The organism is Paenibacillus sp. MY03 (assembly GCF_002165585.1).
Lineage (GTDB): Bacteria > Bacillota > Bacilli > Paenibacillales > Paenibacillaceae > Pristimantibacillus > Pristimantibacillus agaridevorans.
The window spans coordinates 125,617-151,384 of the sequence record NZ_MXQD01000006.1; the positions used below are offsets into that span (position 1 = coordinate 125,617).

General features: G+C 53.3%; 32 protein-coding genes. 4 read left to right on the top strand and 28 right to left on the bottom strand.

The window, feature by feature from the left end:
* Positions 1-18: 18 nt before the first annotated feature.
* The 23 genes from ahrC to B1748_RS06620 form a co-directional block, all read right to left on the bottom strand.
* Positions 19-471 (bottom strand): transcriptional regulator AhrC/ArgR, encoded by a 453-nt coding sequence (gene ahrC, locus B1748_RS06510; protein WP_087567076.1) that lies wholly within the window; start codon positions 469-471, stop codon positions 19-21.
* A gap of 27 nt (positions 472-498) precedes the next feature.
* Positions 499-963, bottom strand: coding sequence for a hypothetical protein (locus tag B1748_RS06515; protein ID WP_087567077.1), 465 nt, complete (start codon positions 961-963; stop codon positions 499-501).
* A gap of 162 nt (positions 964-1,125) precedes the next feature.
* A complete protein-coding gene (locus B1748_RS06520; RefSeq protein WP_087567078.1) occupies positions 1,126-1,971 on the bottom strand; it encodes a TlyA family RNA methyltransferase in 846 nt (281 codons plus the stop codon).
* 14 nt (positions 1,972-1,985) lie between these two features.
* Entirely contained in the window at positions 1,986-3,884 is a 1,899-nt protein-coding gene (dxs, locus tag B1748_RS06525) for a 1-deoxy-D-xylulose-5-phosphate synthase (RefSeq protein WP_087567079.1), read from the bottom strand.
* Between the two features lie 160 nt (positions 3,885-4,044).
* Complete coding sequence (locus tag B1748_RS06530; protein ID WP_373271259.1) at positions 4,045-4,965, bottom strand: polyprenyl synthetase family protein; 921 nt, start codon at positions 4,963-4,965, stop codon at positions 4,045-4,047.
* Between the two features lie 3 nt (positions 4,966-4,968).
* The gene (gene xseB / locus B1748_RS06535) at positions 4,969-5,223 is read right to left on the bottom strand and encodes an exodeoxyribonuclease VII small subunit (protein ID WP_373271260.1); all 255 of its coding nucleotides are present in this window, start codon (positions 5,221-5,223) and stop codon (positions 4,969-4,971) included.
* A gap of 5 nt (positions 5,224-5,228) precedes the next feature.
* Positions 5,229-6,578, bottom strand: coding sequence for an exodeoxyribonuclease VII large subunit (xseA, locus tag B1748_RS06540; protein WP_087567081.1), 1,350 nt, complete (start codon positions 6,576-6,578; stop codon positions 5,229-5,231).
* 5 nt (positions 6,579-6,583) lie between these two features.
* Positions 6,584-7,444 (bottom strand): bifunctional methylenetetrahydrofolate dehydrogenase/methenyltetrahydrofolate cyclohydrolase FolD, encoded by an 861-nt coding sequence (folD, locus tag B1748_RS06545; RefSeq protein WP_087567082.1) that lies wholly within the window; start codon positions 7,442-7,444, stop codon positions 6,584-6,586.
* A 70-nt stretch (positions 7,445-7,514) separates the two neighbouring features.
* On the bottom strand, positions 7,515-7,958 hold the full coding sequence (gene nusB / locus B1748_RS06550; RefSeq protein ID WP_087567300.1) for a transcription antitermination factor NusB: 444 nt from the start codon (positions 7,956-7,958) through the stop codon (positions 7,515-7,517).
* 115 nt (positions 7,959-8,073) lie between these two features.
* Positions 8,074-8,304 carry a DUF2273 domain-containing protein gene (locus B1748_RS06555; protein ID WP_087567083.1) on the bottom strand — a complete coding sequence of 77 codons (231 nt, stop codon included), beginning with the start codon at positions 8,302-8,304 and terminating at the stop codon, positions 8,074-8,076.
* Between the two features lie 13 nt (positions 8,305-8,317).
* The gene (gene amaP / locus B1748_RS06560; protein ID WP_087567084.1) at positions 8,318-8,875 is read right to left on the bottom strand and encodes an alkaline shock response membrane anchor protein AmaP; all 558 of its coding nucleotides are present in this window, start codon (positions 8,873-8,875) and stop codon (positions 8,318-8,320) included.
* A gap of 93 nt (positions 8,876-8,968) precedes the next feature.
* Positions 8,969-9,376: an Asp23/Gls24 family envelope stress response protein gene (locus tag B1748_RS06565; protein WP_087567085.1), complete on the bottom strand. Its 408-nt coding sequence runs from the start codon at positions 9,374-9,376 to the stop codon at positions 8,969-8,971.
* Between the two features lie 344 nt (positions 9,377-9,720).
* On the bottom strand, positions 9,721-11,091 hold the full coding sequence (gene accC / locus B1748_RS06570) for an acetyl-CoA carboxylase biotin carboxylase subunit (protein WP_087567086.1): 1,371 nt from the start codon (positions 11,089-11,091) through the stop codon (positions 9,721-9,723).
* A gap of 27 nt (positions 11,092-11,118) precedes the next feature.
* A complete protein-coding gene (gene accB / locus B1748_RS06575; protein ID WP_087567087.1) occupies positions 11,119-11,619 on the bottom strand; it encodes an acetyl-CoA carboxylase biotin carboxyl carrier protein in 501 nt (166 codons plus the stop codon).
* 454 nt (positions 11,620-12,073) lie between these two features.
* Positions 12,074-12,679: a SpoIIIAH-like family protein gene (locus tag B1748_RS06580; protein ID WP_179215433.1), complete on the bottom strand. Its 606-nt coding sequence runs from the start codon at positions 12,677-12,679 to the stop codon at positions 12,074-12,076.
* A gap of 48 nt (positions 12,680-12,727) precedes the next feature.
* Positions 12,728-13,357 (bottom strand): stage III sporulation protein AG, encoded by a 630-nt coding sequence (spoIIIAG, locus tag B1748_RS06585; protein ID WP_087567089.1) that lies wholly within the window; start codon positions 13,355-13,357, stop codon positions 12,728-12,730.
* A 67-nt stretch (positions 13,358-13,424) separates the two neighbouring features.
* Complete coding sequence (gene spoIIIAF / locus B1748_RS06590) at positions 13,425-14,141, bottom strand: stage III sporulation protein AF (protein WP_087567090.1); 717 nt, start codon at positions 14,139-14,141, stop codon at positions 13,425-13,427.
* A 34-nt stretch (positions 14,142-14,175) separates the two neighbouring features.
* Complete coding sequence (spoIIIAE, locus tag B1748_RS06595) at positions 14,176-15,429, bottom strand: stage III sporulation protein AE (RefSeq protein ID WP_256975557.1); 1,254 nt, start codon at positions 15,427-15,429, stop codon at positions 14,176-14,178.
* Positions 15,430-15,437: 8 nt separating this feature from the next.
* Entirely contained in the window at positions 15,438-15,833 is a 396-nt protein-coding gene (gene spoIIIAD, locus B1748_RS06600) for a stage III sporulation protein AD (protein WP_087567091.1), read from the bottom strand.
* Positions 15,834-15,842: 9 nt separating this feature from the next.
* Positions 15,843-16,046: a stage III sporulation protein AC gene (gene spoIIIAC / locus B1748_RS06605; RefSeq protein ID WP_068686620.1), complete on the bottom strand. Its 204-nt coding sequence runs from the start codon at positions 16,044-16,046 to the stop codon at positions 15,843-15,845.
* 14 nt (positions 16,047-16,060) lie between these two features.
* Entirely contained in the window at positions 16,061-16,579 is a 519-nt protein-coding gene (spoIIIAB, locus tag B1748_RS06610; protein ID WP_087567092.1) for a stage III sporulation protein SpoIIIAB, read from the bottom strand.
* Positions 16,576-17,607 carry a stage III sporulation protein AA gene (gene spoIIIAA / locus B1748_RS06615; protein ID WP_087567093.1) on the bottom strand — a complete coding sequence of 344 codons (1,032 nt, stop codon included), beginning with the start codon at positions 17,605-17,607 and terminating at the stop codon, positions 16,576-16,578. The genes spoIIIAB and spoIIIAA overlap by 4 nt, the downstream gene beginning before the upstream one ends.
* Before the next feature lie 100 nt (positions 17,608-17,707).
* Entirely contained in the window at positions 17,708-17,974 is a 267-nt protein-coding gene (locus tag B1748_RS06620) for a YqhV family protein (protein ID WP_179215434.1), read from the bottom strand.
* Between the two features lie 159 nt (positions 17,975-18,133).
* Here B1748_RS06620 and comA point away from each other — a divergent pair, with 159 nt between their 5' ends.
* The 3 genes from comA (at position 18,134) to B1748_RS06635 (ending at position 20,354) form a co-directional block, all read left to right on the top strand.
* On the top strand, positions 18,134-18,961 hold the full coding sequence (gene comA / locus B1748_RS06625; protein ID WP_261800106.1) for a phosphosulfolactate synthase: 828 nt from the start codon (positions 18,134-18,136) through the stop codon (positions 18,959-18,961).
* Positions 18,962-19,027: 66 nt separating this feature from the next.
* Entirely contained in the window at positions 19,028-19,741 is a 714-nt protein-coding gene (locus B1748_RS06630; RefSeq protein ID WP_087567096.1) for a 2-phosphosulfolactate phosphatase, read from the top strand.
* 151 nt (positions 19,742-19,892) lie between these two features.
* Positions 19,893-20,354: a DUF441 domain-containing protein gene (locus B1748_RS06635; protein WP_087567302.1), complete on the top strand. Its 462-nt coding sequence runs from the start codon at positions 19,893-19,895 to the stop codon at positions 20,352-20,354.
* Between the two features lie 83 nt (positions 20,355-20,437).
* Here the strand turns inward: B1748_RS06635 and B1748_RS06640 are convergent, their stop codons facing one another.
* The 5 genes from B1748_RS06640 to B1748_RS06660 all read right to left on the bottom strand — a co-directional run bounded on the left by B1748_RS06640 (position 20,438) and on the right by B1748_RS06660 (position 24,563).
* A complete protein-coding gene (locus tag B1748_RS06640) occupies positions 20,438-21,691 on the bottom strand; it encodes an aspartate kinase (RefSeq protein WP_087567097.1) in 1,254 nt (417 codons plus the stop codon).
* Positions 21,692-21,839: 148 nt separating this feature from the next.
* A complete protein-coding gene (gene efp, locus B1748_RS06645) occupies positions 21,840-22,397 on the bottom strand; it encodes an elongation factor P (protein WP_087567098.1) in 558 nt (185 codons plus the stop codon).
* 27 nt (positions 22,398-22,424) lie between these two features.
* Positions 22,425-23,498, bottom strand: a complete 1,074-nt coding sequence (locus B1748_RS06650; protein WP_087567099.1) for a M24 family metallopeptidase — start codon at positions 23,496-23,498, stop codon at positions 22,425-22,427.
* Positions 23,499-23,519: 21 nt separating this feature from the next.
* Entirely contained in the window at positions 23,520-23,966 is a 447-nt protein-coding gene (aroQ, locus tag B1748_RS06655; RefSeq protein WP_087567100.1) for a type II 3-dehydroquinate dehydratase, read from the bottom strand.
* Between the two features lie 93 nt (positions 23,967-24,059).
* Entirely contained in the window at positions 24,060-24,563 is a 504-nt protein-coding gene (locus B1748_RS06660) for a YqhR family membrane protein (protein WP_246608698.1), read from the bottom strand.
* A 204-nt stretch (positions 24,564-24,767) separates the two neighbouring features.
* On the opposite strand from B1748_RS06660, the gene B1748_RS06665 reads away from it, so the two are divergent.
* Positions 24,768-25,757 (top strand): DUF1385 domain-containing protein, encoded by a 990-nt coding sequence (locus tag B1748_RS06665; RefSeq protein WP_087567102.1) that lies wholly within the window; start codon positions 24,768-24,770, stop codon positions 25,755-25,757.
* Positions 25,758-25,768 lie beyond the last annotated feature (11 nt).

Genomic DNA, 25,768 nt, shown 5'->3' on the forward strand with positions numbered 1-25,768 from the left:
ATCCTCCCTATATCTTTATTAATTAAGCATCTCCAGCAAACGTTCGGTTACGGTTGCGCTGTGCGGCTTCGTACGGCAAATAATAAGAATCGTGTCATCGCCGCAAATGGTGCCCATCACTTCGCTCCACTCCATGTTGTCGATCAGGCCGCCAATCGTGTTCGCTGTACCCGGCATGCACTTTAACACGATAAGGTTGTCTGTATAGTCGATTCCTGTAAAGTGGTCGACGATGGCACGTTTTAGCTTATGGATGGGATTCTGGCGCCCGACGTCGGTAGGCAGCGAATATTTGTAACGGCCTTCCTCGATAGGCACCTTGATGAGCATAAGCTCCTTGATGTCCCGCGAGATCGTCGCTTGCGTCACCTGCATGCCCGACTCCCTAAGAGCCTCAACAAGCTCCTCCTGCGTCTCGATAATGCCGTTCGTAATTATTTCTCTAATCCTGAATTGTCTGATTCCCTTCATACGTGACCTCCGTGATTGCTTATGTTGTTAGTCGGACAAATGAAATGCGATTTTACGGATCGTCCCGCTCTTCGCGTCGATGTATAGAATACCCGAGCAATCCTGAAGCAGCAAGGCATAGACAAGCAGTTGATCCCTGACGCCGCTGGCCGTCCAGTCCATCGGCTTTCGCTCTCTGGCCGTCTTTACGATATAGGTAAGATCATCCTTGGTTGCCATATAATCGATATATATGCGTGCTCCCGTGCCAAGCGGCGCGTCGTCCAGCTCTACCGGTATTGGCACGACATGCTTGGCCGACAATACCTTATAACCGTTGCGATTTAGCAGTTGGACGTTCTCGTCGCCGTCCGATACCGCCGCGCCCTTGCCTAACGTGATGCGGTTCATGTTGACCGGAGCATGCAGCCAGCGATAGAAGGAACGATACAGCCACGCCAGCAAAAGCGTGCCCGCTAGCGCCATTATAAACCAATCGCCATACTTCTCCATAGCGTATCACCTCATCAAGACCAATCAGATCACGGAAGCGAACGTTTGTTTGGTCTTAGTTTATCAAACCAAGGGACATTCTGTAAAGAAAAAAGATGCCAAATCAGTAAAACCGATCGGCATCCCTCTACGATGAGCATATGACTTTTATGTTTCAAACCGTTATACCTTAGCCTTGAACGTCCGGTTCGCTTCCTCGACCAACGCCAGAATACGGGCTTCCTTGTCATCGGATTTTTCGTTGACGGCTGCATTTTCTGAAGCCCCGGTCAACCAATAAGCGAGAAATTCGATATTGCCTTCTCCCCCGGTAATCGGGGAAAACGTCAACTCCTGAAGGACGTACCCCGTCTCCGAAGCGTAACCCAACACTTGCCGAAGAACTTCCGCATGAACGGAAGGCTCCCTGACGACGCCGGATTTGCCGACCTTCTCTCTGCCCGCTTCGAATTGCGGCTTGATTAGCGCCACAACTCCCGAACTAGGAGGAAGCAGCGTCGCAAGAGTAGGCAGAATGTGCTTGAGCGATATAAAGGATACGTCAATGCTAGCGAAGCTCGGCGGCGGGCCAGTCAGATGTTCCGGCAGCATGTATCTGAAATTGGTTCGTTCCATCACGCCGACTTGAGGATGCTGCCTTAGCGACCAATCCAACTGATTATAGCCGACATCGATCGCATAGACGTAGCTTGCCCCGTTCTGCAATGCGCAATCGGTAAACCCGCCCGTGGATGCGCCGATATCCAGCATAACCTTGTCGGTTAAATCGATGCCGAACAGCTTAATCGCCTTCTCAAGCTTAAGACCGCCGCGGCTGACATAGGGATGAAGCACGCCTTTGACCTTAATGTCGGCGGATCTCGGCACCTTCATCCCGCTTTTGTCCACGGGTTCATCATCCACTAGCACGAGACCGGCCATTAACGCTTTTTTGGCTTTCTCCCGGCTGTCGAAGTATCCCCGTTCAACTAATAAAACATCAATCCGTTCTTTGGGTGTCGTGGTCATAACTCTCCTTGCCCTTATGCCTGCCCTGTAACGCGTTTCATGCGTCTCGGATTCATGGCGCGGAGCTCAGCGGCGACGTGTTCGGCCGTCAAGCCGACTTCCTCGCGCTGCTGCTCGATGGAGCCGTGCTCCACATATAGATCCGGCACGCCAATGATGCGAACAGGTACTTCGTAAAGTCCCTTTCGGGAATAAAATTCGAGTACAGAACTGCCGAAACCGCCCAGCTCCGCTCCTTCTTCCAGCACAATGATTCGATTGCCTTGCTCGGCGATAGCAAGCAACATTTCTTCATCCAGCGGCTTGATGAATCTGGCATTTACGATACCGACCAAGGCGCCTTCGCGCTTCATCAGATCGGCCGCTTCCTCCGCCACTCCAATCATTGGACCGATAGCAAGAATAACATTGCCGTCTCCTTCGCGCAGCCACTCCCATTTGCCGATCGGCAAAGGTTCGGGATGAGCGTCAAGTTCCACGCCAACTCCGTTTATTCGCGGATAACGGACAGCGATCGGACCATCGTTATAATCAATCGCCGTCTTCATCATGCGGCGAAGCTCATTTTCGTCTTTGGGCATCATAATAACAAGATTCGGCACATGCCGCAGGAACGAAATATCGTATACGCCCTGATGCGTCTCGCCGTCAGGCCCTACGAACCCGGCCCGGTCGATTGCGAAAACGACATTCAGGTTCTGGCGGCAAATATCATGAACGACTTGATCATAGGCCCTCTGCAGGAAGGTCGAATATACGGCGAAAACCGGCTTAAGTCCTTCCAGAGCAAGCGCGGCGGACAATGTTGCCGCATGCTGCTCGGCAATACCGACGTCTATCATGCGATTCGGGAATTTCTCCGCGAAATCAAGCAGGCCGGAGCCGCCAGGCATTGCCGGCGTTACAGCAACAACGCGCTCATCCTGCTCCGCTAGCTGAATAAGCATGTCGCCGAATACCTTCGTATACATTGGTGGTCCGACGGCTTTGACCATCTGTCCGGATTCGATCTTGTACGGAGAAGCACCGTGCCACTTGTGCGAATCCGCTTCGGCGGGCGAATAACCTTTGCCCTTTACCGTGATAACATGCACAAGTACAGGCCCCGGCATGGAATCCGCTTGCTTTAGAATGTCCAGCAAACCATCGATGTCATGTCCGTCGACGGGTCCCAGGTAGGTCAGGCCGAATTGCTCGAACAAAATGCCGCTTACAAGCAAATACTTCAGGCTGTCTTTGAAACGCTCCGCCGTTTTGGCCAATTTCCCGCCGATTGCCGGAATTTTGTTCAGCAGATGCTGAAGCTCGTCCTTGGCCTTCTGGTAATGGCGATCCGTTCGGATTTTCCCCAGATAATGGTGCAGCGCGCCTACGTTCGGAGCGATGGACATTTCGTTGTCATTAAGAATAACAATCATATTCCGTTTCTCGTGACCGATATGGTTAAGCGCTTCTAGCGCCATGCCGCCAGTCAGCGCTCCGTCGCCGATTACGGCAACAACGCGGTTGTCATCGCCTTTAAGGTCGCGGGCGAGCGCCATGCCCATTGCGGCTGAAAGGGATGTACTGCTATGTCCCGCCTCCCAGACGTCATGCTCGCTTTCGGAGCGTTTCACGAAGCCGCACAGTCCTTTGTATTTGCGCAAAGTATCGAATTGTTCCTTGCGACCGGTCAATATTTTATGAACATAGGATTGATGTCCAACGTCGAAGATAAATTTATCGTCAGGGCTGTGGAATAAAAAATGCATGGCCAGCGTCAATTCGACGACACCGAGATTCGGAGCCAAATGCCCGCCCGTAACGGACAGCTTCTGGATGAGAAACTGGCGGATTTCGCCAGCCAGCTCTTCCAGCTGCGCCACGTTCAATTCCTTTAAGTCCTTTGGTCCGCTAATTTGATCAAGCAGCACATGATTTCCTCGCTTTCGAGGACAGCACGATCGCCGTCCAATGAACGTCTACATTTTACCTATTATAACATAGTTGTCGAATGTGCCAAAACAGACCTCTAGCAGAGGTTGTTCAAAAGTCCGCTTCCGAACTTTTTGAACTCGCACGTACGGAGCTCCATTAATGGTCGCGATGCACTAAATAATCGGCAATCTGCAGTAATCTGGAAGGATCAGCGAGCTCTGCCTCGATGATGGCGGTTTTCGCCTGTTCGGTGAGACTTGCGACGAGCGCAATGCTTTCCTCCATTCCGATCAGGAACGGATAAGTCACTTTTCTCTGCTCTACGTCGCTGTTCGTCGGTTTGCCCAGCTTCACGGCGTCGCCAACGAGATCCAAAATATCGTCCTGAATCTGGAAGGCCAGCCCGATATTGCGGCCGTATATCTCCAGAAGCTCCAGTTGGCGGGCATTTGCCCCGCCGATCCTCGCGCCGGACTTTACGGCGAATATGATCAGATCGCTGGTCTTGTGGAGATGAATATACTCCAGCTCGCGTATCGCTGTAATGCCTTGCTCGCCTAACATGTCTGCGACTTGACCGCCAACCATGCCGGATGCGCCTGCCAGGACGGCAAGCTCGCCGGATATAGCCAGTGCCGTCTCTGCCGATACGCCACTTGCGGCCGCATCTGCCACCAGCTTGAACGCGTGGGTCAACAATGCGTCCCCGGCCAGGATGGCCATGGCTTCGCCGAACACCTTATGGTTCGTCGGCTTGCCCCGGCGGAAATCGTCGTTGTCCATAGCTGGCAAATCGTCATGGATCAGGGAATAAGTATGTATGTATTCTACCGCGCAGGCAACGGTCAAAGCCGCTTCCCTGTCGGAAGCGAATCCGCGAACGGCTTCGGCTGCTGTCAGAACCAACGCCGGACGAATCCGCTTGCCGCCGGCATCCAGAGAATAATGCATAGCTTCCCTCAGCCTGCCCGGAACATCCCAGCCGGCAGGAAGCGATCCGGCAAGCGCTGCTTGCGTCTCGCTGGCGCTATGCTGCAAATAATCGCGAATTGTAGCTGTTGCATCCCTTGCTTCCAAACGTTATTCTCCTTTATCCTCGCTTGCGGAAGCAAACGTTTTTTTCTGAAAGCCTTGCTCCGACTCAAGCAACAACTCGATTCGTTGCTCGACATGCTCCAGCTTCCCGCCGCAAAGCTGCGATAACCGCATTCCTTCCTGGAATAATTCAATCGCCGTCTCGAGCGGCACATCTCCATTTTCCAAGCGGGCTACAATGGATTCCAGACGATCCATTGCGCCTTCAAAGCTTAGTTCTTCCTCTTTCACTGCTGCCACGTGCCTCACTCCCCTTTCACCGATAATACGCGGCATTCCAGACTGCCATCCGACAGCTTGACGGTCACTTCATCGCCTTCTTGCGTGCCTTGAACAGTCTTAAGCAGCGTCTTGCCTTCGTTGTCATAGACAAGACCATAACCGCGGGCCATGACCTTTAGCGGACTAAGCGCGTCCAGCTGCCGGACTCCTGCGCCGAGCCGCTGCTTCTTCTCTTTTATTAAACCGGAAGCTGCCAATTCCAAACGGTGAGCCGCCGTCGCCAATCGCTTGGCCGAGAATGCGATGCGTTCGCCGGGGTGTCTGGCGACCAATCCCTTGCCAAACTTGTCGAGTCTGGCCCTCTCGCGGACGACCAACCGCTCCGTCCGCGAGCGCAACTGCTCCTGCAACCTGTCGAGACGCTGAGCCTGTTCCAGCAAATATTTGCGCGGATATCGGAAGAACGGCGATCTTCTTGCCCGTTCCAGCCTCTCGGCATCTTCGCGAAGCCGGAGACGCATCGCCCCGTCCAGCCTCTGCTTCAACCGCTCCAGACCTTGTCCGAGCTCCGCCACATGCGGAACCGCCAGCTCCGCTGCAGCCGTTGGCGTGGCCGCTCGCAAATCGGAGACAAAGTCGGATATGGTATAATCCGTCTCATGGCCGACAGCGCTGATAACAGGAATAGCGGAGTCAGCAATCGCCCGCGCGACGGCTTCTTCGTTAAACGCCCACAGCTCCTCCAGCGATCCTCCGCCGCGACCAACAATTAATACGTCGCATTCGCCGAATCGATTCATCGCTTGTATGGCATTGACGATAGCAGGGGCCGCTCCCGCTCCTTGCACGAGCACGGGATAGACATAGACCGGGATGATCGGGTATCTTCGTTTAAGAGTCGTCGTAATATCTCTGACCGCTGCGCCAGTAGGCGATGTAATGACTCCGATCGCTTTGGGAAAAGCAGGGAGAGAGCGCTTGCGGGAAGCTGCAAATAGACCTTCCTGATCCAGCTTCTCCTTCAACTGCTCAAAAGCCAGATACAAGCTGCCAATCCCGTCCGGCTGCATCGCCATGCAATAGAATTGGTAGTTGCCATCCCGTTCGAAGACGGAAATATTGCCCCTGGCCAGCACCTTGGCACCTTCTCTTGGGATGAAAGGAAGCCTCGCGTTATGCGAGGCGAACATGACGCATTTCAACCGGCTGCCTTCATCTTTGAGTGTGAAATACATATGACCGCTGGAATGATGGGTGAAATTGGAGACTTCGCCGCGCAGCCAGACGTCGCCCAGCACAATATCGCTTTCCAGCTTCATGCGAATGTATTTATTGAGTTCCTTGACGGAGTAAACGCGTGGTTGTGCCGTCATGCGGACTACACCCCGATTCCGTTCGCCCTCTTAGCCGCCTTGATCGTATTGCCCATCAAAAGCGTGATGGTCATGGGGCCAACGCCGCCAGGTACAGGCGTAATGTAGCCCGCCGTCTCCAGACAGTCCTCGTAGTCAACGTCGCCAGCCAGCTTGCCGTCAGGCAGTCTGTTAATGCCGACATCAATTACGACTGCGCCCGGCTTTACATATCGACTGTCAATCGCTTTGGCCTTGCCGATCGCGACAACGAGAATATCGGCTTGTTTCGCGATGCCCTCCATGTCCGCCGTACGGGAGTGGCATACCGTAACGGTCGCATTCTCGCGAAGAAGCAGCATGGCAACCGGCTTGCCGACGATATTGCTGCGTCCGATGACGACAGCGTGTTTGCCTGCGATATCAACGCCGCTGCGTTTGATCAGCTCGATCACGCCTGCGGGCGTACATGGCAACAGGCTGTCATCCCCTATCGTCAAGTTGCCGACGCTCTCCGGATGGAATCCGTCTACGTCTTTTGCTACGCTGATCGCGTCAATGACGGATTTCTCGTTAATATGCTTCGGCAGAGGCAACTGAACGAGAATGCCGTTAATCGAATCCTGATTGTTAAGCTTACCGATCAGAGCGAGCAGAGCCTCCTCTGTCGTATCGCCCGGCAGACGGTGAACTTCGGAATAGATACCTAACTGAATGCAAGCCTTTTCCTTGGAACCGACATACACCTTGGATGCGGGATCATCGCCAACCAATACGACCGCAAGTCCGGGAACGATGCCTTTCTCCTTTAGTTCGGCGATTTGTTCCAGCCATTCTCCGCGAATTTGCTCCGAAATCTTTTTGCCATCAATGATATGCGCTCCCATGTCCGTCTCGTCTCCTTTTTCGTTAACCGCCTTAAGCGGACTTTATATCGTCTGCCGATTACAATCGCCATCAAGCCTTCAATTCGTCGATTCCGAGCAGAAGCTTGCCCAACACGCCGTTGACGAATTTCCCGGATTCCTCCGTGCCGAAATGTTTGGCGAGTTCGATCGCCTCGTTAATCGCCGCCTTGGGCGGCACATCATCCCTGAACACCATCTCGTAACAGGCCAGACGCAGCACCTGACGGTCTACGCGCGAGAGCCTGTCCACTTGCCAGCCTGTCAGGAACTGCTGAAGCATCCCGTCGATCTCCGACTTGCGGGCGATGACCCCGTTCACGATTTCCCTTGCGAAGTCATCCGTCGAGCCGATCTCCTTGGGATCCGCGCCGAGCTCGTTATCCTGGCGCAGCTCCTCCATGATCATGTCGACGGCCTCCGCAGCCGTTACCTCATTCATTTCCATCTGGTATAGGCTGGATACCGCGATTTCCCTAGCCAATCTCCGTTTCATGCCAATCCTCCGCATCTTTTCTTCCTTAATTATTTGCTCCATGAAAACGATGATCTCCTCCCTTAACGGAAGGATTCGGATACCCGACTTCCGATGAACGGAGGAGACCACTCAATTATCGAAAGGGACGGAACCTGTCCATGATTGTCTCCCATATACGTTGCCATGGAATAACCGGGCCGTTGCTCGATTCCTTCTGTTTGCCGAACCAATAACCCGCAAAAACGAGCAACGCTACGAACAGCATGTCCCAGAACCCGAATGCCAAATACACAATACTGCAGAAAAGCCCCGCTGCCGCGCCTAGGATTCGTTTCCAATAGACGCTCCAGATCTCCCTCCACATCGGCCGTCCACCTCTATTCTACGCGACTCTTGAACGTGTTTGCCTGTACCACGTTGGCGATAAATACGGCCACGTTGGATACCGGAATGCCGGTAATGTCTTCGACGTGCTCCTTTACCGCCCGCTGAATGTCCTCCGTCAGAGCCGGAATGGAGCTCTCGCCGTCGATAACGGCGCGAAGCACGATCTCGAGACCCGAATCGGACGCTCTCACGCGCGAGCGCAATTCCTTTACGCCGCGCTGCTTGGACGCCGTCTTTAGCGCCAGGTTCTCGATCGTCTCGATCGAGATTCGAATATCGCCGAACTCCGTGCGCTGATCGATGGATTGCGCCGACATGGAGCCGCGATGCAGCGACAGAATGAAGAACCGGAAGCTCAGGAGCAGAATGACGATGCCGGCGATTCCGGTACCGATCTGTATGCCGTTTGACCGATAGAACTCCGTTAACAGATCGCTCAGCATCCTGCTTGTCAGCCACCCGAAGCCGAGACTCATAAAGAATATGGATATAACGCCGACGATCAGACTGTAAAGAAACAACAATAGCTTGTCCACAACTTTGATCAATGCAGCCAATCCTCCCGTCAGAGCGAATGAAAACCCCCTGGCCGATCGGCATGCCCAATCACAAGGGGGTTGTACAAATGCATGTATGCTTTTTTATTTGACCCGATTTTGGATATCCTCATCATCCGGTCTCTCTGCCGACTTGAAATGTACGTCATGAATATGTACGTTCACTTCTACAACGTTAAGGCCCGTCATCATCTCGATAGAACGCTTGACGTTGTTCTGGATGCCGGACGCGATCTCGGGAATCTTATGACCGTATTCCACGATGATGGACACGTCCACGGCCGCTTCGCGCTGACCAACCTCCACCTTGACGCCCTTGGACAGATTTTTGCGACCGAGAAGCTCCGCAATTCCTCCAGCGAAACCTCCGCTCATGCCGGCTACGCCTTTTACTTCTATGGCGGCAAGCCCTGCAATCACTTCAATGACTTCGGGGGCAATCTGAATCGTACCGATTTCTGTTTTCTCATAATCCGCGGCGATCGTACTCATGTTCGTTGTACACCTCCCTAAAGTTGCGCGCGGCCCGGCGAAAGCCAAGCCTTATGTCGCATCTTATTTCTATACTATAACATTAGGCAGTAATTATGACAAACGTTACCTGCTTGTAAAGGTTGTTCAAAAAATCCGCTTCCCATTACGAAGTAATTCTGCAAGTTTACTCGACGTCGAATATTGAATTCAGCCGTACCTAAGCATATGCTTACGAAGTATGTTTCCTCCGGAAACATTGCAGGTGCTCACGTAGCTTCCACTACGCTCCGCTCCTCAGGTTCTAGCTTCATCCAATCTTCTCGGTACTGATAACCGAATTTTTTGAACTCGTACTTGTATAATTATTCGCCGATCGCCGCTCCCGAACCGTTGATATCATGCTCCTCGAGAAACTTGATATCGAAATCGCCCTGGATGAATTTGGGATGGCTTAACAGCTTCATGTGGAAAGGAATCGTCGTCCGAATGCCTTCGATGGCAAATTCGGACAGCGCCCTCTTCATGCGCGCGATCGCTTCTTCCCGAGTCGCGCCCCATACGATCAGCTTGGCAATCATGGAATCGTAATGCGGCGAAATGGTGTAGCCCGGATATACCGCGCTGTCCACGCGCACGCCCGCGCCGCCTGGAGGCAGATAGAACGGGATATGGCCGGCGGAAGGCATGAAGTTGCGCTCGGAATCCTCCGCGTTGATCCGGCACTCTATGGACCAGCCATTAATCTTAAGATCCTCTTGTCGGAACGACAGCGGATTGCCTTCGGCAACATTGATCATTTCCTTAATGAGATCTACGTTCGTGATCATCTCCGTAACGGGATGCTCCACTTGAATGCGCGTATTCATCTCCATGAAGTAGAACTGGCCATCCTGGCCCAGGAGAAACTCCAGGGTGCCGGCGCCGGAGTACTCAACGGCCAGTGCCGCGCGAACCGCGGCGGCTCCCATACGCTCGCGCAGCTCAGGAGATAAAACCGGGCAAGGCGCTTCTTCGACGAGCTTTTGGCGTCTGCGCTGCACGGAGCAGTCACGCTCGAACAAATGAACCGCGTTGCCGTGTTTGTCCGCCATGATCTGAATCTCGACGTGCTTCATGCCCGTCAAATATTTCTCCAGGTAAACGCCGGCGTTGCCGAATGCCTTCTGCGCTTCTTGCTGAGCCGTCGTAATCTGGCTGATAAGCGATTCCTCGTTCTCCGCGATGCGAATCCCTTTGCCGCCGCCGCCCGCAGTGGCTTTAATAATGACGGGATAACCGATCGCTCTCGCTATCTCCACAGCTTCGTCGAGGTTGTCGATAAGGCCGTCGGAGCCCGGTATAACGGGTACGTCGGCGGATTTCATCGTCAGCTTCGCGACGGCTTTGTCCCCCATCTTGCTGATGGCATCCGCGGAAGGTCCGATAAACGTAATATTGCACGATTCGCAAATCTCCGCGAAGTCGGCATTCTCGGCAAGGAAGCCGTATCCGGGATGAATGGCGTCGCATTCGGTTATCGTCGCTACGCTCATAATGCTCGTGAAATTTAAGTAGCTATCCTTGGATAACGTCGGCCCAATGCAATAAGCTTCATCGGCAAGCTTGACATGGAGAGAGTCTCTGTCCGCTTCGGAGAACACGGCCACGGTAGAGATGCCGAGCTCGCGGCAGGCACGAATAATTCGAACCGCGATTTCTCCGCGGTTCGCGATCAATATTTTGTGGAATTTCACGTGGGAACCCCTTTCGAACGAGAAGTGTTAGTCCGCTTTCACAAGGAATAGCGGTTGGCCGTATTCGACGAGTTGTCCATTGGCGACGAGCACTTCGACGATCTCGCCTTTCACTTCCGCCTCCAGCTCGTTCATCAGCTTCATCGCTTCCAAAATGCAGACGACGGACTTCTCGGTCACGCGGTCGCCGGCTTTCACGAAGGCAGCAGCTTCGGGAGACGGCGCGCTGTAGAACGTGCCGACCATAGGCGATACGATCTGGTGCAGATCCGGAGCCGGGGCTTTGGGAGCTGCTGACTCGGCGGCAGCTGGCTGTGCTTCGGACTGTCCGGCCGCTGTATACGGCTGAGTGGCGGCAGGCGCGGCGGAGTATGTATGCGTAATTGGAGCCGCTTGCACATTCACCACTTCGGTTTTTCCCGGCTTGCGGATATGCAGACGCGCTCCTTCGTTTTCAATTTCCAGCTCTTGAACGGAAGTTTGGTCAATAAGTTTAACCAATTCTTTAATTTCGCTCAACTTGAACATGAACGTAATCACTCCTCTTCTTCACATAACGTTTTGTATTATAGCATAAATTGCCGCCAACACGAATTTTTTTTTGTCGGAATACGCTTTTCAACATGCAATGCTTAGAATTATTCTCCGTTTGCGGACAATTACCTTCTATATAGGACCCTTTATTTTTGCATTGCAATGAAAAACCGAGTACAATGCGACGTTGGCGGGAGGACGAGGGCAAATGTGTATGAAAAACCGAGTACAATGCGACGTTGGCGGGGAACGAGGACAAATGTGTATGAAAAACCGAGTACAATGCGACATTGGCGGGGGGACGAGGGCAAATGTGTATGAAAAACCGAGTACAATGCGACGCTGGCGGGGGGACGAGGGCAAATGTGTATGAAAAACCGAGCAAAAAATCCGCGCATCAGCGGCCTGGTGCCGATGATGCGCGGATTGCGATTGGCAAACCGTGAAATTACGGCGCCGGTACGTATTGCACAGTGACTTGCTCCGGCTTGACTTCAAGCGTCTTCATGACTTGCTCGATAATGCCGGCCGCTTCCTTCTTCTCCAGCTTGTCGCTTGTTACCACGACTTTATAACGATCGTTCTCCGGCGAAATAAGCGCCATCTCGTATTTGTCCTGGAGCGCGATTTCCAGATTGGTAATTCGCGAATTTTTGTCTTCCAGCAATTCCATCTCCTTCGTAGCCGCCGCGAATTCCTCATCCGAGGATTCGACGTTCGCGATGACGGCATAGATGCGCGCTTCCTCTTCCGCGTATTGTCCCTCGCGCTTCGACATCAGATCTGCGAACAAACCGCTCGAAGCCATGCCGTTACGCTCCATCTCGGCCAATACCTCTTTGTCCTTCTCGCTCATCTCGCCATTTCCTTGATCGACTTGATCAACTACGATGCCGCTTCCGCCGTTAACCTCGGAGACATTTTCCGTCTCCGCTCCGCTGCCCGACAGCTTGTCGGCATCGTTAAGATCCTGCGTGAACAGGTAATAGGCGGACAGGACGACCATCAGACTTAACATGGATACTAACCAAATCGTTTGTCTTTTTGTGTTCATGGAAACAGCCTCCCAAATATTATTTTCGTACATATAGTTGCTGCATTGTTATTGCTTGCGTGGCACGACTTCAATCCTGTTCACGGCGACGCTTACGCCTTTCTCTACCGCGCTCGTTATGAGCCTTCTTACCGTCGTATTTTCTGCGCCTTGAGCAACGATGAGAACGCCCCGTATCTTGGGATTGATTGTTTTGGTGACGATCGGCTTCTGATCGCCGGACACCTCGTATAACACGACCTGTCCATCCCGGCTGATAGATGTAATTTGGCGAGTTCCCCCGTTTTTGTCATTCTCGTCCGTGTTTGATTGCGTCTCCTGACTGTGCCTGCCCAAGACGATTTCCTCGGTCGAATCGACCGTTACCATAACGTCCACCGAGCCGACACCGACAATTTTGCCCAATATTTCCTCCAGCCTTGTCTCCAGTGCATGCTCGATCTGCTGGAAGGGTGAATTTGAAACCTGGCTTTGATTCCAGGCCTCCTCGGCAGCCGGGGGCGGATTAGGATCCTGCGCCGACGATTCCACGTCCTTATATGGCAGGAACGAATTGATAAGCATCAGCGCGGCGCCGATCCCGCCAACAATAAGCAGGATGCGAAGAGTTCGGACACGCTTCGGGCCGCTGGGACCGCCGCCGACCGCCGCCTCCAAATTTTCCAGCCATTTTGCCACGTTTACCCAACCTCCCAAGGGGAATGCCTGCATGTATAGCGAGCTGTGCCTGAACTGTATTCTGTCGTCAAGCGCGCTGCCTGATCAGAATGAGGTCTCTATGCACCCCCCAGCCTTGATAAATGACATCCCGGATCTCCGTTGCCGCGCGACCTTTCACTTCGGCATATTCATCCCGGGTGCCTGGATAACCAGTGCCCGATTGCTCCTTTTGTTCGGGCGATGCTTCTACGGACACCTGCACCGACACCGACACCTGCTGCACTTCCTCCACTTCTTCCGCAACCGGCACTTCCTCTTCCCTCTCCGAACTCTGCATGGCTCTGAGCGTGATCGTAATGCCGCCGATGTCCGGAACGTCGTTCTCTCCACGCTTCTCTCCCCAAACTAATGCCACATCCACAGACTCTACGGCGCTACCGGCATTCTTCCGCAGCTCGGCCAGCATCCCGCTCTCCAGCGTGCGTTCCACAAGCTTCGCGGTCTCCCGACCGCGCTGTTCCGAAAGCTCGGCCGCTTTGCGCTCAATTTCCGAAAGCGTTGGCATTTTCACGTTTCTCTCCATCGTGCGCTCATCCCAAATTTGGATGCTTGCGTCCAGCTTGGAACCGATATCCTCTTGGAAAAGCCGCAGCAAGGGAGACAGAATGGTCAGGAGGATGAACAGACCGACAACGAGTCTGGCATAACGCTGCATCGCCTTGTTTGGCAGCAGCAGCTCGACCAGCACAGCCAGCAGAATGACGGCAATAATGTCCCGCAGCCAGTCGCTGAGCCAAGTCATCACATTCCGCTCACCTCCTTTAATAAATCCGTCTTTATCTGGTCATTAACGCCGCATTGCCCGCCGTCAAAATGATCGTTACGGCAAGAAAGAACATCAGGCTTACGGCGGCAAGCGCGGCGAAAACGTAGATCATCGTTTTCCCGATTGTCTGAAGCGTATCCGCGATCGGCGAATCGCCGAGCGGCTGCATGACGGCAGCTGCCACATTGTAGATGAGCGCAAGCGTCATTATTTTCAGTGCAGGGAATGCGCTCAGGAACAGCAGGACGATGACGCCCGCGATGCCGATTGCGTTCTTTGCCAGCATGGAAGCGGAGATAACGGTATCCGCCGCATCCGAGAACATTCGGCCGACGACGGGAACGAAGTTGCCCGTGACAAATTTCGCAGTCCGCAGCGTCACCCCGTCCGTAACGGCGCCTGTCGCGCCTTGCACCGAGATGACGCCGAGGAAGATCGTCAACATGATGCCGAGAGCCCCGACAGCGACGTTTCGGAGCAGATTCGCCAGCTGAGTCACCTTGAACTTTTCGGACAACGCGCTTGTGATATGCAGCACGGCCGAGAAAAACAGAAGCGGGAAAACAAACGTGTAAATGACGGTTCCTACGGCATGGATCATAAAAATAATAAGCGGATGCAGCACCGACACCGTCACGAGACTGCCCATCGATGCCAGGAGCGTCAAGAGCAGAGGCACCATGGCCAGCATAAATGTAATCATGCTTTCGATCGCATCTCTGGCATAACCGATGGCGACATGAAAGCTGTTCACCGCGATGATGACGAGAACCATAAACGTGATGGCGTAAGCGACCTTGCTGATCGCGCTTCTTTCGAATGCCGACTGCATCGTCTCCAGCACCATGCTGAATACGGTCAGCAGGACGATTGTAACAAGCAGCTTGCCATTGTAGAGCACTTCATGCCACAGATAACGAACCAGGCCTTGCAGCACGTCCTTCAGTTTAAAGCCGCCTCCTGGTAGCAGCATCTCACGGAATGTCGGCATCTTTCCTTCGGGGAAGAATCCCCCGTATTCGCTGCTCAGCTTGCTCCAGTACGCCTCAACGCCCTCCGTGTCGACTCCGGCAAGCTGATCCTTCGTCATCGCATCCGTTGCGGCAGCTGTCCCATCTTGTCTCCTGCCTTCTTTGCCTTCTTCGGTCAACGACACCGCGGCAGCGTCTGCCTGAAGGACGGCCGGCACCAGCTGGAAGGCCAGCGCAATCAGGAAAATCATAAGCAGCAGCTTGGCCCTTGCACGGGGTCCTGATCCTGTCATCTCCTCATTCAGCTCCCCGCCGGCAATAGTCCGATGACCGTCTCGACGATAACGTTAATGATGGGAACCGCCATTACGAGAATAAATATTTTGCCGGCAAATTCGATTTTTGAAGCGATGCTCTCCAGACCCGCGTCCCTTACGATCTGCGCTCCGAATTCCGCGATATACGCGATTCCGATAATTTTGAGCACCGTCTTCAGATAAATGGATGGGATGCCCGACTTGCTGGCCAAATCTTCAAGCACCGTGATGACCGCTTCGATCTTGCCGATGACGTACAGGAAGATGAACAATCCCGTGAACGCCGCCAGTAAGAAGGCGAACATGGGCTTCTGTTCCCGGATGACGAGAATCAGCACCGTTGCGATTAAGCCGAGACCGATGATTTGAATCATTTCCAACGCGTTCACCTACTGGAACAGAAAGATCGTCTTTATTTCTTGGAAAAGTTCGTTTAATAGGCGGACAACCATGAACAGTACAACAACAAATCCGATAACCGTTACCCAATGCGCCATATCTTCCTTCCCCATCTGCTTCAGCACGGAGTGGATCATGGCGATAATAATGCCGATCCCCGCAATCTGGAATATGGCGCTCACATCGATATTCATAAGCAGCGCACCTCTTACACCATCAAAATGACGATCAGTACAGCCAGCAATACGCCAAGGCTCTTCCACATCTTCTCGTAACGGGCTTGATCGTCTCGCGCGGACTCTTCTTCTGCTTTCAGCTGGGACAGGGCGAGCCGAAGATGCTTCATCTGATCCTCCTTGTCGCTAATGCCAAGCGTCGTTCCCAGTCGGATCAGAACTCCCATCTCCGCGGCCTTCATGGCCGTGTCCCTCCAATGCAGCTTAACCGCGGCGCTCCAGCTCTCCTGAAACGTCGGTCCTTCCGCCCTCCATACCCCTTCGGCCGCGCTTCGCAAAATGGGGGAGATCGGCGGCGGAGTCGCCGATGCCGTTCTCTCCAGCGCCTCCGGCAAAGGCGTATGCCCGTAACCGATCTCGGTCTCAAGCCGCTGCAGGGCATGCGAGAGCTGTCTAAGCTGCTTCGGCCGCTCCGCGAATCGCGCCGCTTGCTGAAAGCCGATCAACGTGCCCGCCACGATAATCAAAATGGCGCCTAGCATCCCGATCATGGCTCATCCCGCTGGCGGGAAACGAAGCTAAGCATGCTTTGCTCTCCCGTCTCCGAACCGACAGACGGCGTATTAGGCGAGTTGCCAAGTCTGACGACTCTGTGCATGACTCCTTCCTTCGTACGCTTAAGCTCGACGATCTGGGCGAATGTGCCGTCTTGAATCAGCTTGTTCAACTCCGGCCTGCCCTTAGCATCCTGCAGGTCATAAGCATGGGCGGTTGCAATAATCGCCACCCCGGCATGGCTTGCTTCGCGTATGGCGTCTGCGTCCTCCGGCCGGCCAACTTCATCGACAACGAGCACCTCCGGCGACATCGACCGCAACAGCATCATAATCCCCTCAGCTTTGGGACAAGCGTCCATGACATCCGTTCGAGGGCCAATGTCGAAGGTCGGAATTCCTCGGACGCAGGCTGCAATCTCCGATCTTTCGTCTACGATGCCTACCTTTCTTCCCCGCCACTTCATCCCTGTCATGCCTGTCCAGGCGCCATAGCTGATTGCACGGGCCAGATCACGTATCAATGTCGTCTTCCCTTGCTGCGGCGGCGCCAGAATGAGCGTCGACCCGATCGACTGCCGCGTACGATCCAGCAGCTTGGGAAGCAGGTGGACGGAAGCGCCAATGACTTCCCTGGCAATCCGGATGTTGAAGCCGCCGATGTCTCGAATGCCCCGAACAATGCCTCCGTCCAGTATGGTTCTCCCAGCTAGTCCGATCCGATGACCGCCCGATACGGTAATGTAGCCTCTGCGAAGCTCTTCTTCCATGGCGTACAACGAATAATTCGTTATTCTCTCCAGCAGCTTTCTGCATTGCTCGGCCGTTGGCTTCACCGCGCCTTCTGCATCTTGCAATATGCCCGAATCCGCGGTGATGAACCGACTGTTACCTCCATAGGCGATCTCAAGCGGACGATTCTCGCGAATGCGAATTTCCTCGAGCTGCCCCTTAATATCCGCGGGCAATCCCTCGAGCAGACGCTTCAGCTCCAGCGGCAGCAGATGCGACACCTGTGCAAGCATTCTTCTCACTCCCGGATGTTTGTCCTTGATCGTTACATATGTATGCTTGTCTCTGGGACAATATGCAAAGCTTCTCTCTTATTGCTAGAGTTCGACTCTACTATTTCTTTAAAATTCCGATCATCAGACAACAGACGCCGACCGCCACCCAAATAAATTTGGACGGAGACAGCTTATCCGACAATCCGACCAAGCCGATCGTCGTCGTTGCGATCAGGACGAGCGGACCTACAAGGGCAAGCGACGAATTAACGACAAGCGCCTTGTCGATTTGATTGAGACGCAGCATCAGCAGCGCCGCGCATATTTCAATGGTGCCCGACATCAAGCGCAAAGACGCCATTGTCATCACGATTTTGTTTATCACAGCATGATTCCTCCTCAAAAGGTCTTGGATTTCTTGTCCCATTATATGCGCGCTTCTCTTCTTTTCATGCCGGACACCAGCCCAAGACCACCCGCATATAGTGAATCATTGTTGTACCGGAAATTCATCCTGCGAGAAGCACCGAAGGAGACGAACATGATGAGAACTGCTGTATCAGACAACTGGCATCAGCTATTAAAGGACCCTAGCGGCATTAGAGGAAGAGACCGCAGACTGCAGCTTGGCAAGACCATGGTGATTGACAAAGGACTTGGACTCCATAGCCTCACTGATTTTCTCCAAGTATCAAGCCCTTACGTCGACATGCTCAAGCTTGCATTCGGTACGTCGGTTCTTTATGATTCCGAGCTGCTCAGGCAAAAGCTTCGAATGGCTAGCGAGCATGGCATCGTAACGTTGCCCGGAGGAACGTTGCTGGAAGCCGCCATCAAGCAGAACGTTACCCGCGAATTTCTGGATACCGTGCAGCATTTCGGCTTTACCGGGATTGAAATATCAGACGGTACAATCGATCTGAATCGAATTCGTCGCACCTCGCTAATAAAGGAATGCGTTCGCAGAGGTTTTATCGTTACAACTGAATACGGCAAAAAGGCCGAGGGATCCGTTATAGATCCGGAAGAGCTGGCCTTCACGGCGCATTGCGATTGGGAAGCAGGTGCGGAGCTCGTGACCGTAGAAGCACGGGAATCCGGCCTTAATGTCGGCCTTTTCGACGAGAAGGGGCAATGCAAGGAGGCTGTGCTGGAGAGCGTTCTTAAAAGAGTGGAGCATGCCGGCAAGCTGATGTGGGAAGCTCCGCTCAAGAGCCAGCAGGTTGAACTGCTGCGGCAATTCGGGCCAGCGGTCCATCTGGGCAACATTGCGCCCGGAGATGCGCTTGCGCTTGAAGCGATGAGACGGGGACTTCGCTCCGACACCTTCCATCTGGGACGCCATGTCTATGAAATCGATTATATGATCTAGGTCGTGTCTGAAAATCTGCTCCCCTCGGAGTATTCAGATACGCCCTAAGAAAGAAGGATATCCGTCATGATGGTTCAAGTCATATCCAGTGTTAACGAAGCTTGCGCCGCGAAGTTCCATCACAAGACCGCTATCGTCATCGACGTGCTTAGAGCGACCAGCACCATTGTTGCCGCGCTGTCTGCCGGAGCGGCGAGCGTCTTGCCCGCGGAGACCGTCATGGACGCAAAGTCGTTGCACCGCCCCGGAGATCTGCTTGGCGGAGAGCGCTTTTGCCGCCGGATCGCCGGGTTCGACTTAGGCAATTCTCCATCCGAATACAACTCTGATACCGTAAAAGGACGAAAAGTCATCCTGACGACGACAAATGGGACCAGGGCCATTCATAAATCTACGAGAGCCGATCACGTCATTGCCGCCTCGCTCTTGAACGCCGAGGCGTGTGCGGCATTCGCTCTGGAGCTTAAGCGCGACATCATCATCATGTGCGCGGGAAGCCATGACGAATTCGCGATCGAGGATGGATTATGCGCAGGCTTGCTTCTGCATCATCTGCGCAAGCCGGGAGACGTCTCCTTAGAGACGGACGACTTTGGTACCGCAATGGAATCTTTGTATGCCGATAATCGCGATCGCATGGAGACGATCTTAATGAACAGCGCCTCAGGGAAACGTCTGTTAAAGTTAGGACAGAAGAGCGATATAGCCTATTGCGCGAGAGTAAATACGTTACAGGAGGTTCCGTACCTCGTCGGCGATGTGCTTGTGCCGCGGCGATAGAATCGCTGTGCAGTTCCAAGAGGATTGACATATTGATCTCAGCCCGTCCATATAATGATTGTAGGCGCTTAAGAGGTTGTTCAAATCCGAACTTTTTGAACTTATATTTGTAGGGGCCGTTCAATCCGCTTGGGAATGGGAGCATATCAAGATGACAGGTCAAATCATATTGGTAGCTTTAATCATTGTAGGTGTCGTCGGCCGCTCGTCCATCATCGCGACAGCGGCCTGCATATTGCTGGCGATCAAGCTTGTTCATCTGGAGAGGTTCCTCCCCGGCATCGAACGCCGCGGCTTGGAGCTCGGCCTTCTTTTCCTGACGCTCAGCGTGCTTGTGCCGTTCGCGGCGGGGAAAATCGGATGGAAGGACTTCAGCAGCGTGCTCACTTCGTGGCAAGGCATTCTCGCCCTGATCGGCGGAGCTGCAGCGACCTATATTAATAGCAAGGGTCTTGATCTGCTTCGTATCGATCCTCAAATCATCGTAGGACTAGTGCTTGGTTCCATCGTCGGCATCGTCGTACTGCGAGGCATACCGGTGGGGCCGTTAATGGCGGCCGGCATTACCGCCATCTTGTATAAGCTGTTTCAAATGCTAAGCGGAGAATCCTGACCCTACATATACCGATTAAAACAACAAGGGCGCCACCCAAGCTGATAACAGCCTGGATGACGCCCTCTTTTTGCAGCTATTGCTTATCTGCGTTCCGATGGACCGCCGACAAAAACTTGTTCCGTCGTGTCGAGGCCATATGCCGTGTGAAGCGCACGAACGACATCGGCAAGCGGCTCCGAGTTGATGACGCAAGATACTTTAATCTCGGATGTGCTGACCATCTTGATGCTGACGCCGATCGAGGAGATAGCCTTGAACATCGTAGCGGCAACTCCAGGGTTGCTGACCATACCTGCTCCAACGATGGATACCTTGACCAATCCGCTCTCCGAATTCGTTTCGCGGAACGGCACCTCGGCACGATTGTTTTCGATAACGGCGATAGCTCTCTCTCGATCATCGCCGGAGACGGTGAACGAGAAGTCGGCCTTGCCGTCCGCCACGCCGCTTTGCACGATAATATCAACATCGATGCTTTCGGCTGCAAGCGCGCCGAATACGTTAGCGAGCACGCCTGGAACGTCCTCAACGCCTAGAATGCTGATTCTTGCTACGTTTTTATCAAATGCGATGCCCCGCACGACCACGCCTTGCTCCATAACTGCTTCCTCCTTCACACTTGTCCCTTCGTTATAGGTAAAGCTGGAACGAACGACCAACCGCACGTTGTTATGTTTCGCATATTCCACCGCGCGCGGATGCAGAACCGCCGCGCCAAGATGAGCAAGCTCCAGCATTTCGTCGTACGAAATTTCTTCCAGCTTGCGCGCGTTCTTAACGACACGCGGATCCGTCGAGTAGACGCCGTCTACGTCGGTATAAATTTCGCATACATCGGCTTTAAGCGCGGCAGCCAGCGCCACGGCCGTCGTATCGGAGCCGCCTCTGCCAAGCGTCGTAATATCGCCTTCTTCGCTTGTGCCCTGGAATCCTGCGACGATGGCGACATTGCCTTCCTTGAGCGCCTTGAACACGCGACTTCCATCTATATCGATAATTTTGGCTTTGCCATGAACCGCATCCGTCCGCATGCCGGCTTGCCAGCCTGTAAACGATACGGCCTTGCCGCCCAAACCATGAACAGTCATAGACAATAAAGCGATCGAAATCTGCTCGCCGACCGTCATCAGCATATCCATCTCGCGAGCAGGAGGATTCGGGTTCAAAGTCTTCGATTGATCAATCAGGTCGTCCGTCGTATCGCCCATGGCGGACACAACCACGACGACGTCGTTGCCTTCTTGCTGCTTCTCGATAATACGCTTCGCTACACGTTGCATTCTCTCTGGCGTCCCTACGGAACTGCCTCCAAACTTCATCACGACCAAAGACAAAGCTGATTCACTCCCCAACCTTGACATATACATACAAGATCATATTATAACACAGCCTGCTTGCCTATGAACATACTTTCCCGCATCAATTTTCGACAAACAAAAACCGCCCGACAAAGCCGGACGGTTCGCAAGCGTTGACTGCCATTTATGCGCGGGAAATGTATTTGCCTTCGCGCGTATCGATAAGCAGAACGTCGCCTTCATTAATAAAGAGCGGCACTTGAACGTTAAGGCCAGTCTCCACCTTCGCGGTTTTCGTTGCGCCTTGCGCCGTGTTGCCTTTTACGCCAGGCTCTGTTTCTGTAACGGCCAGCTCTACGCTGTTCGGCATTTGGATCCCAAGGATCTCGCCTTGGTAGCTGGAGATGTTAACGGTCATGTTTTCCTTCAGGAAGTTAAGCTCCCATTCCAACTGATCTTTCTCCAGATTGAACTGGTCGAATGTCTCGTTGTCCATGAACGTGTACTCGGAACCGGCGTTGTAGAGGTATTGCACGGCTCTGTTTTCGATTTGAGCGCGGCCGATCGTCTCGCCTGCGCGAAATGTCTTTTCAACGACGTTGCCATTGCGGAGGTTCTTCAGCTTGGAGCGTACGAAGGCCGCGCCTTTGCCAGGTTTCACGTGTTGGAAGTCAAGCACTGTGAAGATGTCGTTGTCCACTTGAACCGTAAGGCCTGTCTTAAAATCGTTTACTGAAATCATTGCTGATTCCCTCCTGAATGAAAATTCCTATCCCAGGCAGATAAGCTCTTTCGGGGATGAGGTTAATATTTTAATGCCGGAATCCGTTATAACGATGTCGTCCTCGATCCTTACTCCGCCGAAGCCGGGCAAGTAGATGCCGGGTTCCACCGTTACAGTCATACCGGGGGTTAAAATCGTGTCGCTAAGCCTCGACAACCGCGGAGATTCGTGAATCTCCATGCCAAGACCGTGGCCGGTGCCATGACCGAACATGTCTCCATAGCCGTATTTCGTAATGATATTGCGCGCAAGCGCGTCGGCTTCCAATCCCGTCATGCCGGGACGAATGTTCGCGAGCGCATGAAGCTGAGCTTCCAGTACGATGTTGTAAATTTCGCGGTGCTTGTCCGTCGGCTGCCCGATAACGACCGTACGCGTCAGATCGGAGCAATAACCTTTGTAATAGGCGCCGAAGTCCAGCTTGATAAATTCGTTCGTACCGATCACACGCTCGCTCGCCACGCCGTGCGGCAGTGCGGAGCGTTCTCCCGATGCAACGATCGTATCGAAGGAAGAGCTGGTCGCGCCATTGCTGCGCATGTACACTTCCATCTCCAGCGCTACGTCGGTCTCGCGCATGCCGCTGCGAATGAGCGCTGTAATATAGGTGAAGGTACGATCCGCCAGGTCGGCTGCTTCTTGCATAATCGCAAGCTCCGATTCGTCCTTTATCATCCGCAGCTTCTCGATTAAACCTTCGGATGGTACGAGCGTGATGTCCTTAAGCAACGTGCTCCAGCGGACATGCTCAGCGAACGTAACATGCTCCTGTTCGAAGGCAAGCTTGCCTATGCCCCATCCTTTTAGAAGCTCTCTGACTTCGTCCAGCGGACTGGTGCCATGCTCGATGATGTCGAGCCCTTTGGCTTGCTCCGCCGCTTGAACGCGATAACGGAAATCCGTAAGCAGAACAGCCTTGTCGCTGGTTACAAGCACATACCCCGAGCTTCCGGTAAATCCGCTTATGTATCTCCGGTTATGCGAGCTTGCGATTAACAAAGCTTCAAGCCGGCTTTCTTCCATAAGCTTCCGAAGACGGTTCAATCTCTCCATACTCATTTGTTGTCACTCCCTTTACGCTTATGCGCCTTCGCGGTTCAGCTCATGCACAAGCGCTTCCAGCGCCAACGTATAACCGATGGCTCCGAAGCCCGCAATTTGGCCAAACGCGATCGGCGCCACTACCGACACATGCCGGAACGGCTCTCTCTTATGAATGTTGGACAGATGAACCTCGACGATCGGCAACGATACCGCGCTTAACGCGTCTCGCAAGGCATAGCTGTAATGCGTCCAGGCTCCGGGATTAATAATAATTCCGTCCATCTTCCCATAGGTCGCATGGATTCGATCGATCATTTCCCCTTCGTGATTGGTCTGGAAGCAAGTTACCTCCACGCCGAGCTCCTTCGCCTTGTCCGCAATCATTTCTTCGATAGCAGACAAGGAATTGTTGCCGTAAACTCCCGGCTCTCGAATGCCGAGCATATTCAAATTCGGACCGTTGAACACTGCGATATTGCGCATTGCGGTTCCTCCCATGCGGCTAGCTCACCTCTAGCGCCTGAATCATTAGACATTTTACCACAAATGCCAGCCGCTTGAGAAGCGCTATGTCCATTACTTCGCCGATGCCGGCTCTCGGGACGATTCGTCCGTGAATTCGAAAGCAATCGAGTACCCGATGAACACGCCCCAGAGCGTAAAAATGCACAGCTCGGATAAAACCGTGTTCCAGCCTGCCGCATTCACTCTACTCGTCATTCCAATCAGAGGACCTGCCGCTAAAAACATAAGCGCCCACCAGCCCAAGCCATAAAAGATGCCCGGCCATGGTCCTCTAAAACGACCGAGTAATGCTGTATACAACAACGCTGCAGCAATAGAGAATACGGTAAAACCGGCAATGCCAATTACAATGCCCCAATAGCTGATTAGAAAATGATGCCGGAAAAACGGCTCCATCAGAAACCCCGGCAGCTCCGTCGTGAATTTCATACTATAGAACATCCACCTTATGCAGCCCCAGATCAAGCCGGCGAACAACCCTATATGAACCGCGTATAGCCAACGATTCGTATGGTGGTCGCTATAGGTATCCTTATCTGATTGCCTGTTCTTCAAATGGATCGCGCTCCTCTTCATTAAGCGGTGCCACCCGCTTTTTTGACTTGCTGTCCATATAGTATGGATATTTCAGGCGTTCCATAATCAGAAAAGTCGCGACAGACCGCATACGGCAACCCGCCCGCACTCGCAATCCTTGGTTAGATCAAGTACAATAGAAAGAAGTTCAGTTAGTTATTATTCAAGGATGGTGACCAACCTTTGCCTCAGGAACCTAGAAACATTTACGGCGGACAAGCCGTCATCGAAGGCGTCATGTTCGCCGGCAAACACGTCAACGTGACGGCAGTCAGGCGCAAGAACGATGAGATTGAATTTTATGAGGTGCCTAGAAGCTCCAAACGCTGGGTAACCGGGCTCAAAAAAATCCCTTTAGTGCGCGGAGTCGTCGGCATTGTCGAATCCAGCGCAAAGGGTTCGCAGCATCTCAATTTCTCGATGGAAGCCTACGCGGAAGACGAGACGGCCGAGGAAGGCAAGGCTGACGAACCCAAAAAAGCCGAGCCCGAGAAAAAAGGTTTTAGTCTCGGCATGATTGTGAGCGTAGCGGTTGCCGGCGTGTTGTCTTTTATCTTCGGCAAGCTGATCTTTACCGCCGTACCCGCCGCGATCGAAGATCTTCTGTTCGCCAAGGCATTCAGCAGTCAAGTCGGTCATAACCTCTTGGAGGGACTTATTAAAATCATCTTGCTGCTGGTCTATCTCTACTTCATCTCCTTGACGCCGATTATTAAACGGCTGTTCCAATATCATGGCGCCGAACATAAGGTAATCAGCGCCTATGAAGCCGGCGAAAAGTTGACCGTCGAGAACGTGCAGAAGTACAGCCGGCTCCATTATCGCTGCGGCTCCAGTTTTATCGTCTTCACGGTTATTGTCGGGGTTGTCGTATATTCCATGCCGATCTTTGAATGGGAGACCATCTGGGAGCGCATCTACCTCCGCATCCTGCTTCTCCCCGCGGTTCTGGGTTTATCTTACGAGGTGCTCAGACTGACTAACTCGGTACGCGAGGTTCCTGTTCTGCGTTTCCTCGGTTATCCGGGTTTGTGGCTGCAGTTGCTCACGACAAAGGAACCGAACGACGAGCAAGTGAAGGTATCCATCGCTTCCTTTAAGCGTATGCTGGAGCTCGACCGACAGGCAGCTGCCGGAGTAAACCTTTCGGCGAACGAGCCGAAAGCTATTTAATCCCTCTTTAC